Source organism: Pseudomonas sp. BR20, from assembly GCF_050780135.1.
GTDB lineage: Bacteria > Pseudomonadota > Gammaproteobacteria > Pseudomonadales > Pseudomonadaceae > Aquipseudomonas.
The window spans coordinates 2,800,068-2,812,461 of the sequence record NZ_CP172012.1 but is presented as its reverse complement, the minus strand read 5'-3'; the positions used below and the strand labels follow the sequence as shown (position 1 = coordinate 2,812,461).

The following is a 12,394-nucleotide window of genomic DNA, read 5'->3' as shown; positions in this document are numbered from 1 at the left end:
AAAAATCCGCTGAGGGCACGCATCACCCTCGCAATACAAAAGCAGGAAACAATTCGCGCAATCGGCCCCATAACTCCGGCAATGCGGCCTGTGCCGGTGAACTCGACAATTGCGCATCGAGCATGCTGGCCGTGCGCACCATTTGCACCGCAAAGCGTTGCACACCGTTGGCTTGCAAACGCTGGGCCAGCAACAACAACCGAGGGGGGTCGATCAAATGCCAATGCACCGTGGTGCGGCACTCGTATTCCACGCCGCTGGCCAACAGGGTGTCGAGGCTGCGCCAGTTGGCGGCACCGCTGTTCCTGACCTGGGTAATCAACTGGCAATCCTCGGCCAGCGCCTTGACGTCAAAACCGACCCAATCGGCATGGCGCAACGCATTGGCAAACCCTGCCGGTTTGATCCCGGCACTGTGCAGGCCGACGCGAAAGCCCATCGCCCGCACTTCATCCATGGCCGCCGGCAAGCCTTCCTGCAAGGTCGGCTCGCCACCACTGAACACCACGGCGTCGAGCAAGTCCTTGCGCCGCTGCAAAAACAGCAACACCCGGCGCCAATCCACCTCCGTGCTGCCGCGCGGTGGGATCAGGTCCGGGTTGTGGCAGTAACGACAGCGCCAGGCACAGCCCTGGCAAAACAGCACACAGGCGAGCATGCCGGGGTAGTCGAGGGTGGTCAGGGGCACCAGGCCCCCGATCCGTAGCGCTCGACTCATTGGCGCCCGGCCACGGCGGCCGTTTCAGTGAAATGCACGCGTTCCTTGTGCTCGGATTGTTTGCCGGGATTGAACGCCGACACGGGCCGGTGATAGCCCATCACCCGGGTCCAGACTTCGCAGCGCTGACGTTGTGGCTGGGATGTTTGCATGGTGAATCTCCTTGCGGGTTGGAAGATCGGTTCAATGCGCAGCGGCAAGTGCCAGCACTTCATCGCACTTGGGACAGAACTCATGCTCACCGGCGAGGTAGCCGTGCACCGGGCAGATCGAGAACGTCGGGGTGATCGTCAGGTACGGCAGGCGGAAACGCCCCAACGCCTTGCGCACCAGTTGCTTGCAGGCCTGGGCCGAGGAAATCTGCTCGGCCATGTACAGGTGCAACACGGTGCCGCCGGTGTATTTGCATTGCAGTTCGTCTTGCAGCTCCAGGGCTTCGAAGGGGTCTTGGGTAAAGCCCACCGGCAATTGCGAGGAGTTGGTGTAGTACGGCGCGACGTCGCTGCCGGCCTGCAGGATGTCCGGATAGCGCTTGCGGTCTTCCTTGGCGAAGCGGTAGGTGGTGCCTTCCGCCGGCGTGGCTTCGAGGTTGTAGAGGTGGCCGGTGTCTTCCTGGAAGCGCAGCAAGGTGGCGCGTACATGGTCGAGCAGCTTGAGGGCAAACGCGCGGCCCTCTTCGGTGTGCATGCCCTGCTCATCGCCGGTGAAATTGCGCAGCATCTCGTGCATGCCGTTGAGGCCGATGGTGGAGAAGTGATTGCGCAAGGTCCCGAGGTAACGCTTGGTGTACGGGTACAAGCCGGCGTCCATATGGTGCTGGATCACCTTGCGCTTGACCTCCAGGCTTTCCATGGCCATGTCCATCAGGCTGTCCAGACGTTGCAGCAGGCCTGAGGTGTCGCCCTTGAACAGGTAACCCAGGCGCGCGCAGTTGATCGTCACCACACCGAGGCTGCCGGTCTGCTCCGCCGAACCGAACAACCCCCCGCCGCGCTTGAGCAGCTCGCGCACGTCCAGTTGCAGGCGGCAGCACATCGAGCGCACCTGGTTGGGTTGCATATCGGAATTGAGGAAGTTCTGGAAATACGGCAGGCCGTAGCGCGCGGTCATCTCGAACAGACGGTCGGCGTTCTCGCTGTCCCAAGGGAAATCGTGGGTAATGTTGTAGGTGGGAATCGGGAAGGTGAACACCCGGCCCTTGGCATCGCCGGCCTGCATCACTTCGATATAGGCGCGGTTGATCAGCTCCATTTCCGCTTGCAGGTCGCCATAGGCAAACGGCATTTCCTCACCACCGATCACCGGCACCTGCTCGCGCAGATCTTCCGGGCACACCCAGTCGAAGGTCAGGTTGGTAAACGGCGTCTGGGTGCCCCAGCGCGACGGTACGTTGAGGTTGTAGATAAACTCCTGCACCGCCTGGCGCACCTCGGCGTAGTTCAGTTGATCCTTGCGCACATAGGGCGCCAGGTAGGTATCGAACGAACTGAACGCCTGGGCGCCGGCCCATTCGTTTTGCAGGGTGCCGAGGAAGTTGACCATCTGCCCCAGGGCGCTGCTCAAGTGCTTGGGCGGCCCGGCTTCGACACGGCCCGGCACGCCATTGAGGCCTTCGTGCAACAGCGAACGCAGCGACCAGCCGGCGCAATAACCGGCGAGCATGTCCAGGTCATGGATATGCAAATCCGCCTCACGGTGCGCGCGGCCGATCTGCTGGCTGTAGACCTCGTCGAGCCAATAGTTGGCGGTGACCTTGCCCGACACGTTCAACACCAGCCCACCCAGGGAATAGCCTTGGTTGGCATTGGCTTGCACGCGCCAGTCTTCACGGTCGAGGTATTCGTTCATCGAGGTGGCGACTTCCACCAGGGTCTTGCGGTCGCGGCGCAGGCGGCCGTGTTGTTCGCGGTAGACGATATAGGCGCGCATGGAGAGGAAGTAGCCGGCGTCCATCAGTACGCGTTCGACGCTGTCCTGGATTTGTTCGACGTCCAGGTGTTCGATGCCCCTCAGGCGGGCCAGGACGGCGCCCAGTAACAGGTCGACGTCAGCCTCCTGATACTCGCCGGTGGCGGTGCCGGCGGCGGTCAGGGCGTGGTGGATTTTTTCGGCGTTGAAGGGGACCAGGCTGCCGTCGCGTTTGTGTAGGCGGGTGCTGACCAACGGGGTGAGCGTGTTTTGCATTTTCCGGGCTCCAGGCACTACATATAGATTAAATAACCACTTAAAACACAACATGCAGTGATATTACGGAGGCTGGGTTTGGCTTCCCTTGATCGGGGTCAAGGTTTTTTGATTGGGTACATATCCGTTATTTAGGTAACGGCGGCTTAGGGTTCCGCTTTTACAGCGGGTCACTTTGGAAAAGAGCCCCAAAGTAACCAAAGGGCTCTTGCCCCAACACTCGGTGCCTCGCCTAGGCTCGGCATGCCCTCACTCCGGCTTGCGTGTTTGACGGGGCGCCCAGGATCAAGATCAAAAGCCAGAGCAAAAGCAGAGCAAAAGCAGACCGAGGTCCATCTGATATATGGAGATCCAAATGTGGGAGAGGCGGTGCGACGATTCGACTTGCCCCCGATGAGGGAGTGTCAGTTGATGGATTTGGTACTGACCCACTGCAATCGGGGGCAAGCCCCCTCCCACATTTTTTACCGAGTACACCAGACCCAACTCCGGTCGGCTCTAAGGCCGCCGCGCTTTGGCTTTTGATCTAAAATCGCCCCGTCAAACACGCTGGCCGAACGCAGGCTTTGGAGCGTGGGTAACCCGGCAGGACGCCGGGTTAGCCGCGCTGGGCCAAGGATGGCCCATCGCGGCGGCCCACGCTCCAAAGCCGGAGTGAGGGCACACCGAGCCCAAGCGAGGTGCCGAGTGTTGGGGCGAAGCGTTTTTGGTTACTTTTGGCGCTCTTCCAAAAGTGACCCGCTGTAAGAGCGGAACCCTAAGCAGCCGTGACCGCAGCAACGGATATGTACTCAGTACCACACCACACCTCCCCTCACCCCCCACTCATATTCATAAACCGCACCACCTGCACCTCCCCCGCCCCACTGAAATCATGCCGCAACGGCTTGCCCTTCAACCCCCTGTGCAACGCCTCAACCAACGGCCCATCCGCCAACGGATAGCGCCGTAACAAAGCGCGAAAATCCAGCGCATCCTCCTGCCCCAGGCACAACAGCAACTGCCCTTCCACCGTCATCCGTACCCGATTACAACTGCCACAGAAATTATGCGAATTAGGCGAAATAAACCCCACCCGGGTCCCAGGGTGCCCCGCCAATCGCACATACCGCGCTGGCCCTCCGCTGTTCTCGGTGCTATCGATCAGCCCATGCTCACGGGCAATCACCGCACGTACTTCATCGCTGGAGCAGAACGTCTCCCCTCGCGACCGCCCCACGTCCCCCAGGGGCATTTCCTCGATAAAACTGATGTCGACACCCTGGTCAATGGCATACCGCACCAACGCCGGGACCTCGTCAAAATTGCGCCCCTTCATCACCACGCAGTTGAGCTTGACCCGCTCGAACCCCGCCTCCCGCGCGGCCTCGATACCGTCCAGCACCTGGCGCAGATCACCGTTGCGGGTAATTGCGCGAAAGCGCTGCGTATCCAGGCTGTCGAGGCTGATGTTCATGCGCTTGACCCCCGCCTCCACCAACGGCCGCGCCAGTCGCGCCAACTGCGAGCCATTGCTGGTCATCACCAGTTCACGCAGGCCCGGCAGCGCCGCGATGTTGCGGCACAAGCCGACAATGCCCGGGCGAATCAGGGGCTCGCCCCCGGTCAGGCGGATCTTGCGTACGCCCTGCCCCACAAACAGCGCGGCCAGGCGTTCCAGTTCTTCCAGGGTCAGCACCTGCTGGCGCGGCAGGAATGTCATGTTTTTCGCCATGCAGTACACACAGCGAAAATCGCAACGGTCGGTCACCGACAAGCGCAGGTAATCGATCGAACGGCCCACCCCATCCACCAGGCTCATGTCACTGCACCAACGGTGAGTCGGCGCCCTGCAGCGCGATGCCACGGATGTCCGCTGCGCCGATCAGGGTTTGCAGGTACTGCACCAATGCCTTCTGCCACACCCCTTGCTGCAACTGGGTGCGAATCGCGACGGCTACCGCTTCATACGGCAGCGGCTGGCCTTCGATACGTTGGTCGACACTGATCACATGCCAGCCGTAACGGCTCTCCAGCGGTTTGGCGGCCAGTCCTGGGGCCAGGGTGAACAGCTGGCGCTCCAGCTCGGGCACGGTCTGGCCTTTGCTCACCTGGCCCAATGAGCCGCCCTGGGCCTTGGACGGGCAAGCCGAGTACTTGAGCGCCAGTTCGGCAAATTGGCCCGGTTGTTCTTCCAGGCTCAGCAGCAGGACTTCGGCTTGGGTGCGCGCCAGGTGGCGCGCCTCGGCGTCGTCCGGCGCGCATTCGAGCAGGATGTGCCGCGCCGCCAGCAACGGCGCGCTGTGAAAGCGCCCGCGGTTGTTCTCAAAGTAGCGCACACAGGTCGCCTCGTCGCAGTCGGGCACCGTCACCTCACGCTCCAGCAGCAGGCGCGTGGCGGCTTCTTCTTCGTTCTCGCCGGCGGCGATCTCCACCGCCAGGCCCAGCTCGGCGATCCGCTGTTGCAACAGCTCGCGGATCACCAGCGCGCGGGCGGCCAGGTACACCGCTTCCTCGCGGCTGTCGGCCGGGTGGTACTGCAACTCCAGGGCCATGGCCTCGGGCGTGACCGCCACGCCGTTGACGCTGATGATCGGCCATTCCTGTTCACTGCTGGCGATCAACTCCGGCGCCTTGATCTCCTCGAAAGAAGCCTGGGCCACACCCTCGGCCACCACCGGTTCTTTGGCCGACGAGCCGCAACCACCGCTGCCGCCCTTACCGCCACCACATCCGCATCCTGTACTCATGACGTTCTCCTCAGTACTTCTGCCGCACGATTTGATAACGACGCCCCAGGTACCAGATCGGCGCGCTGACCATGTGCACCAAGCGGGTAAACGGGAACAGCACAAACAGGGTCAAGCCCAGCGCCACGTGGGCCTTGTAGATCAGCGACACCGGCGCAATCGACTCGGCCGCTTCCACCGGCCGCAACAGCACCACGTTCTGCGCCCAGTCGGCGAGCATCACCATCACCGAGCCGTCCATATGCCCGGTGGACGCGACGATGGTCAGCAAGCCCAGCACCAGCTGCGCCAGCAGCACCAGCAGGATCAGGATGTCCGACGGGCTCGAGGTAGCCCGCACGCGCGGGTCACCCAGGCGGCGCTTGACCAGCATCAGCAAGCCCACCAGGCACAGCAGGCCGAAGAAGCCACCCGAGACCATCGCCAGCAACTGCTTGTTCTCAGTGCTGATCACATGGTGGTAGACCGACGCCGGGGTCAGCAGGCCGACAAAATGCCCGGCCAGCACGAACAGCACGCCGATGTGGAAGAAGTTGCTCGCCACGCGCATGCCCCGGTTGTTGAGCATCTGGCTGGAACCGGCCTTCCAGGTGTACTGCGACAGGTCGAACCGCGCCCAACTGCCCAACAGGCAGATCGCCAGGGCCACATAGGGGTACACCCCGAATACCAGCAAATTCCACTTAGACATTACCCACCTCCCCGGCGGGCGCTGCGGCCCGGCCTTCTTGCTGAAAATCCACCCAGTGCAACGGCACCGCGCTTTCTTCGCGAGCCTTGCCCGGAGCGCTCGGCATTGAACTGCAGCGGTCCTGCTGCTCGGCCTGCATAAAGTCCACCGCTTCCTCTTCCCAGATTTTGTCCAGGGCTTCGAGGGAGTCGTCGCGCGGTTCGGCGGCGACCTGGGCGCGCAGTTCGGCCACGGCCTGGTGCGGCTCGGCGCCGGCAATCTGCAACAGCGCACGGAAGCAACCGGCATAGCCGCTCTCACGCTCGTCCAGACGCGCAGCGAGCAAGGCCAACAGGTGCGCCACATCCGCCAGGCCCTCGCGGGCCTCGATGTCTTCGCGGGTGGACAGGAACTCCAGGTACAACGGGATGTAGTCCGGCAGCTCCTTGACGCCAATGGCGAAGCCGGCTTCTTCGTACTGGGCCATCATGTCGACCATGGCCTGGCCGCGGTCGCGGGACTCGCCGTGCACGTGTTCGAACAACAACAGCGACAGCGAACGCCCCCGGCCAAACAGCGCGCCGTAGTGTTCCTGGCCGTCCATCAGGTCATTGGCACAGATCAGTTCCAGCAGCTCAAACAACGCACCGCGCTGCTTGGGGCTGATTTCCCGCGATTCGAGAATCGCCTGTTCCAGTTCGTCGCGGCCGTTCACCAAGGTTTCAGTGGGATAGTCCAGCAGCAACGAAATCACTTTAAGAATGCGCATGGCTCAGTCCTCCCAGATCTGGACGGTTTTCAGCACGTCACGGCGGTTGGCTTTCTTGGCGCCGAACATGTTGGTGTCGGAGCTGCCGCTGCAACCGCTGCCGAAGCTGAAACCACACCCGGAACGTTCGGCGAACGCGTCGCTCATGGCGTCTTCACGGTGGGCGCTCGGTACCACGAAGCGGTCTTCGTAATTGGCAATGGCCAGGTAGCGGTACATCTCTTCCACCTGTTCAACGCTCAGGCCGACGTCTTCGAGCACTTGCAGGTCCTGCACGCCATCGACTTGCTGGGAGCGTTTGTAGGCACGCATTGCCAACAGGCGCTTGAGTGCACGCTTGACCGGTTTTTCATCGCCGGCGGTGAGCATATTCGCCAGGTAACGCAGCGGAATACGCAGGCTGTCCACATCCGGGATCACCCCGTTCATGCCCACGGTGCCGGCAGCGGCGGCGTTCTGGATCGGTGACAGCGGCGGCACGTACCAGACCATCGGCAAGGTGCGGTATTCCGGGTGCAGCGGCAGCGCCAACTTCCAGTCGACGGCCATTTTGTACACCGGCGAACGCTGGGCCGAGTCGATCACCGACTGCGGCACGCCATCGGCGAGGGCCTGGCGAATCACCGCCGGGTCATTCGGGTCGAGGAAGATTTCCAGTTGCTTCTCGTACAGGTCCTGCTCGTTGGCGGTGCTTGCCACTTCGCTGATGCGGTCGGCGTCGTACAGCAACACACCGAGGTAGCGAATCCGACCCACGCAGGTTTCGGCGCACACGGTCGGCATACCGGCTTCGATACGCGGGTAGCAGAAGATGCACTTCTCGGACTTGCCGCTCTTCCAGTTGAAGTAGATTTTCTTGTACGGGCAGCCGCTGATGCACATGCGCCAGCCCCGGCACTTCTCCTGGTCGATCAGCACGATGCCGTCTTCTTCACGCTTGTAGATCGCACCGCTCGGGCACGATGCCGCACACGCCGGGTTGAGGCAGTGCTCACACAGGCGCGGCAGGTACATCATGAAGGTGTTTTCGTACTCGCCATAAATGTCGGCCTGGATCTGGTCGAAGTTCTTGTCCTTGCGGCGCTTGGCGAATTCGGTGCCGAGGATTTCCTCCCAGTTCGGGCCCCACTCGATCTTTTCCATGCGCTTGCCGGACACCAGCGAACGTGGGCGTGCGGTCGGCTGGTGCTCGCCCAATGGCGCGGTGTGCAAGTGCTGATAGTCGAAGTCGAACGGCTCGTAGTAGTCGTCCAGGCTTGGCAGGTCGGGGTTGGCGAAGATGTTCGCCAACACGCGGAACTTGCCGCCGATGCGTGGGTTGATCGAGCCGTTGGCGTTGCGCACCCAGCCGCCCTTCCACTTGTCCTGGTTCTCCCACTCCTTGGGGTAGCCGATGCCGGGCTTGGACTCGACGTTGTTGAACCAGGCGTATTCCATGCCTTCACGGCTGGTCCACACGTTTTTGCAGGTGATGGAACAGGTGTGGCAGCCGATGCATTTGTCCAGGTTGAGGACCATGCCGATCTGTGAGCGAATTTTCATCTCAGTTCTCCTCGTTGTCAGTCGGCAATGGGCGCGGCAAATCATCACCGCTGGAGCCATCGAGCCAGTCGACCTTGGCCATCTTGCGCACCACGACAAACTCATCGCGATTGCAACCGACCGTGCCGTAGTAGTTGAAACCGTAGGCCTGCTGGGCATAGCCGCCGATCATGTGGGTCGGCTTGAGCACCACGCGGGTCACCGAGTTGTGGTGGCCGCCGCGGGTCTTGGTGGTTTCCGAACCCGGCACGTTCACGATGCGTTCCTGGGCGTGGTACATCATCACCATGCCTTCCTTGACGCGCTGGCTGACCACCGCACGGGCGGTCAATGCACCGTTGACGTTGAAGCATTCGATCCAGTCGTTGTCTTCGATGCCAGCGCGCTTGGCGTCGATTTCCGAGAGCCACACGATCGGTCCGCCACGGCTCAGGGTGAGCATCAGCAGGTTGTCGCTGTAGGTGCTGTGGATGCCCCACTTCTGGTGCGGGGTGATCCAGTTCAGCACGATCTCGGTCTCGCCATTGCTGCGCTTGCCCTTCACGCCTTCGATGGTGCGGGTGTTGACCGGTGGCCGGTAGCTCATCAGCTGCTCGCCGAACGCCTGCATCCACGGGTGATCCTGGTAGAACTGCTGGCGGCCGGTGATGGTGCGCCATGGGATGTTTTCATGGACGTTGGTGTAGCCGGCGTTGTAGCTCACATGCTCGTCTTCCAGGCCTGACCAGGTCGGGCTGGAGATGATCTTGCGCGGCTGCGCCTGGATGTCGCGGAAGCGAATCGCTTCGTGGGCCTTGGAGATCGCCAGGTGGCTGTGGTCGATGCCGGTGAATTCCGACAGCGCGGCCCAGGCTTTCAAGGCGACCTTGCCGTTGGTTTCCGGAGCCAGGGACAGGATCACTTCGGCGGCGTCGATGGCCGTGTCGATTTTCGGCCGGCCGTGGCTGATACCCGCATCGCTTTCGTGATGGTTCAGCTCGCCGAGGAACTCGACTTCTTCATCGGTGTTCCAGTTGATGCCCTTGCCGCCGTTGCCGAGTTTTTCCAGCATCGGGCCCAGCGATGAGAACTGCTTGTAGATGTTCGGGTAGTCCCGTTCCACCACCGCCATGTTCGGCGCGTTCTTGCCCGGAACCGGCGCCACACCGGCGCTTTTCCAGTCGGTGCCGCCAAACGGCTGGGCCAGTTCGCCGACGCTGTCGTGCATCAACGGTACGGTGACCAGGTCTTGCTCCACGCCCAGGTGGCCGACCGACATGGCCGAGAACGCCTTGGCGATGCCCTTGTAGATTTCCCAGTCGGAGCGCGACTCCCACGCCGGGTCGATGGCCGCCGACAACGGGTGAATGAACGGGTGCATGTCCGAGGTGTTCATGTCGTCTTTTTCGTACCAGGTGGCAGTCGGCAAGACGATGTCGGAATACACGCAGGTGGAGGACATGCGGAAGTCCAGGGTGGTCACCAGGTCAAGCTTGCCGATGGCGCCGTCCTCGACCCATTCGGCCTCGGTGGGCTTGCATTCGGTGCTGTGGCCGATGTCTTCGTTCATCACGCCGTTCTTGGTGCCCAACAGGTACTTGAGCATGTACTCGTGGCCCTTGCCCGAGGAACCGAGCAGGTTGGAGCGCCAGATAAACATGTTGCGCGGGAAGTTCACCGGGCTGTCCGGCTGTTCGCAGGCAAAACGCAGGCTGCCGTCCTGCCAGGACTTGACCACGTAGTCTTTCGGCGTCATGCCGGCGGCGGCCGCATCACGGCAAATGTGCAGCGGGTTGGTGTTGAGCTGTGGCGCACTCGGCAACCAGCCGGCGCGTTCGGCGCGGATGTTGTAGTCCAGGGCGTGTTCCGGGAATTGCGACTTGTCGGCCAGGGGCGAGAGCACGTCGTGCATGCTCATTTTCTCGTGGCGCCATTGCGAGCTGTGGCCGTAGAAGAAGCTGGTGCCGTTCATCTGGCGTGGCGGGCGGTTCCAGTCGAGGCCGAAGGCCAGGGGCAGCCAGCCGCATTGCGGGCGCAGTTTTTCCTGGCCGACGTAGTGGGCCCAGCCGCCGCCGGTCTGGCCGACGCAACCGCAGAGCATGAGCATATTGATCAGCCCGCGGTAGTTCATGTCCATGTGGTACCAGTGGTTCATCGCCGCGCCGACGATGATCATCGAGCGGCCCTTGGTCTTGTCGGCGTTGTCGGCGAACTCACGGGCGATCTGGATGGCTTTCTCGCGGCTGACGCCGGTGATCGCTTCCTGCCACGCCGGGGTGCCCGGTACGCTGGCGTCGTCGTAGTCCTTGGCCACGTTCTGGCCGCCCAGGCCACGGTCGATGGCCAGGTTGGCGGCGGACAAGTCGAACACCGTCGCCACTTTGGCCACGCTGCCGTCGGCCAGGGTCACGCTGTGCACCGGCACGCGGCGGAACTGCACGGCATCGCCGGCCACGTGCTGGAAGTGCTCGTGGGCTTCGCCGGCAAAATACGGGAAGGCCACTTCGGCGACGTCGTCACCGATCAGGCTGAGTTTCAGGTCGATGGCGCGGCCTTCGCCGCCCTCCTTCGCGAGGATGTTCCACTTGCCCTTCTCGCCCCAGCGGTAGCCGATGGACCCTTGTGGCGACACCAGTTCACCGCTCTCGTCGAGGGCGATGGTTTTCCATTCCGGGTTGTTGTCCTGGCCGAGGTTGCCGGTGAGGTCCGAGGCACGCAGGAAGCGGTCAGGCTGGAAGCCGGCGCCGGGCGCGAACCCGGTCATCGGCTTGAGCATCACCAGCACCGGCAAATCGGTAAAGCGCTTGGCGTAGTCGGTGAAGTAGGCGCTCGGTTTATCCAGGTGAAATTCCTTGAAGATCACATGGTTGAAGGCCTGGGCCAACGCGGCGTCAGTACCCTGCTTGGGGTTGAGCCACAGGTCGGTGAGCTTGGCCACTTCCGAATAGTCCGGGGTGATGGCCACGGTCTTGGTGCCCTTGTAGCGCACCTCGGTGAAGAAGTGCGCATCCGGGGTACGGGTCTGCGGAACGTTGGAACCCCAGGCGATGATGTAGTTGGAGTTGTACCAGTCGGCCGATTCCGGCACGTCGGTCTGCTCGCCCCACACCATCGGCGAGGCCGGTGGCAGGTCGCAGTACCAATCGTAGAAGCTCAGGCACACGCCGCCGATCAGCGACAGGTAACGCGAACCCGCCGCGTAGCTGACCATGGACATGGCCGGGATCGGCGAGAAGCCGACGATGCGGTCCGGGCCGTATTGCTTGATGGTGTAGACGTTGGAGGCGGCGATGATCTCGTTGACCTCCTCCCAGTTCGAGCGAATGAAACCGCCCATGCCGCGTTTGCTCTTGTAGGAGTCGGCCTTGACCTTGTCCTCGACGATGCTCGCCCACGCCTCGACCGGCGACAGAGTCTGGCGCGCGTCACGCCACAGTTTGAGCAGCGGCTTGCGGATCTTCGGGTACTTGAGGCGGTTGGCGCTGTAGATGTACCAGCTGTAGCTGGCACCCCGTGGGCAGCCGCGCGGCTCATGGTTGGGCAAGTCGTTGCGGGTGCGCGGGTAGTCGGTCTGCTGGGTTTCCCAGGTGATCAGGCCGTTCTTCACGTAGATCTTCCACGAGCACGAGCCGGTGCAGTTCACGCCGTGGGTGGAGCGCACGATCTTGTCGTACTGCCAGCGCGAGCGGTAGACGTTTTCCCAGTCGCGGGACTCCTTGCGGGTCTCACCGTGACCGTCGGAGAATTCGTTTTGCTTGCGGTTGAAGAACCGCAGTTGATCCAATAAGTGACTCATGATGCTT

General features: G+C 62.3%; 9 protein-coding genes. All 9 read right to left on the bottom strand.

The window, feature by feature from the left end:
• Positions 1–22 precede the first annotated feature (22 nt).
• Positions 23–718, bottom strand: coding sequence for an anaerobic ribonucleoside-triphosphate reductase activating protein (locus ACHPFG_RS13005; protein WP_145338834.1), 696 nt, complete (start codon positions 716–718; stop codon positions 23–25).
• Positions 715–870, bottom strand: a complete 156-nt coding sequence (gene nrdD, locus ACHPFG_RS13000; protein ID WP_027607168.1) for an anaerobic ribonucleoside-triphosphate reductase — start codon at positions 868–870, stop codon at positions 715–717. Before nrdD ends, ACHPFG_RS13005 begins: the two co-directional genes overlap by 4 nt.
• 31 nt (positions 871–901) lie before the next feature.
• Positions 902–2,902 (bottom strand): ribonucleoside triphosphate reductase, encoded by a 2,001-nt coding sequence (locus tag ACHPFG_RS12995; RefSeq protein WP_431702879.1) that lies wholly within the window; start codon positions 2,900–2,902, stop codon positions 902–904.
• 814 nt (positions 2,903–3,716) lie between these two features.
• The gene (moaA, locus tag ACHPFG_RS12990; protein ID WP_145338836.1) at positions 3,717–4,703 is read right to left on the bottom strand and encodes a GTP 3',8-cyclase MoaA; all 987 of its coding nucleotides are present in this window, start codon (positions 4,701–4,703) and stop codon (positions 3,717–3,719) included.
• Between the two features lies 1 nt (position 4,704).
• Positions 4,705–5,631: a peptidylprolyl isomerase gene (locus ACHPFG_RS12985; protein ID WP_431702876.1), complete on the bottom strand. Its 927-nt coding sequence runs from the start codon at positions 5,629–5,631 to the stop codon at positions 4,705–4,707.
• Between the two features lie 10 nt (positions 5,632–5,641).
• On the bottom strand, positions 5,642–6,322 hold the full coding sequence (narI, locus tag ACHPFG_RS12980) for a respiratory nitrate reductase subunit gamma (protein WP_131699965.1): 681 nt from the start codon (positions 6,320–6,322) through the stop codon (positions 5,642–5,644).
• Positions 6,315–7,070 carry a nitrate reductase molybdenum cofactor assembly chaperone gene (gene narJ, locus ACHPFG_RS12975; protein WP_259245017.1) on the bottom strand — a complete coding sequence of 252 codons (756 nt, stop codon included), beginning with the start codon at positions 7,068–7,070 and terminating at the stop codon, positions 6,315–6,317. The genes narI and narJ overlap by 8 nt, the downstream gene beginning before the upstream one ends.
• A 3-nt stretch (positions 7,071–7,073) precedes the next feature.
• Positions 7,074–8,612, bottom strand: coding sequence for a nitrate reductase subunit beta (gene narH, locus ACHPFG_RS12970; protein ID WP_027607174.1), 1,539 nt, complete (start codon positions 8,610–8,612; stop codon positions 7,074–7,076).
• 1 nt (position 8,613) lies between these two features.
• On the bottom strand, positions 8,614–12,387 hold the full coding sequence (locus ACHPFG_RS12965) for a nitrate reductase subunit alpha (RefSeq protein ID WP_431702873.1): 3,774 nt from the start codon (positions 12,385–12,387) through the stop codon (positions 8,614–8,616).
• Positions 12,388–12,394: the final 7 nt, after the last annotated feature.

Excerpts from the sequence above, each read along its gene's own strand:
- ACHPFG_RS12965 (WP_431702873.1), bottom strand. The coding sequence starts at position 12,387 with ATGAGTCACTTATTGGATCAACTGCGGTTCTTCAACCGCAAGCAAAAC.
- nrdD (WP_027607168.1), bottom strand. The coding sequence starts at position 870 with ATGCAAACATCCCAGCCACAACGTCAGCGCTGCGAAGTCTGGACCCGG.
- ACHPFG_RS12985 (WP_431702876.1), bottom strand. The coding sequence starts at position 5,631 with ATGAGTACAGGATGCGGATGTGGTGGCGGTAAGGGCGGCAGCGGTGGT.
- narI (WP_131699965.1), bottom strand. The coding sequence starts at position 6,322 with ATGTCTAAGTGGAATTTGCTGGTATTCGGGGTGTACCCCTATGTGGCC.
- ACHPFG_RS12995 (WP_431702879.1), bottom strand. The coding sequence starts at position 2,902 with ATGCAAAACACGCTCACCCCGTTGGTCAGCACCCGCCTACACAAACGC.
- narJ (WP_259245017.1), bottom strand. The coding sequence starts at position 7,070 with ATGCGCATTCTTAAAGTGATTTCGTTGCTGCTGGACTATCCCACTGAA.
- narH (WP_027607174.1), bottom strand. The coding sequence starts at position 8,612 with ATGAAAATTCGCTCACAGATCGGCATGGTCCTCAACCTGGACAAATGC.
- moaA (WP_145338836.1), bottom strand. The coding sequence starts at position 4,703 with ATGAGCCTGGTGGATGGGGTGGGCCGTTCGATCGATTACCTGCGCTTG.
- ACHPFG_RS13005 (WP_145338834.1), bottom strand. The coding sequence starts at position 718 with ATGAGTCGAGCGCTACGGATCGGGGGCCTGGTGCCCCTGACCACCCTC.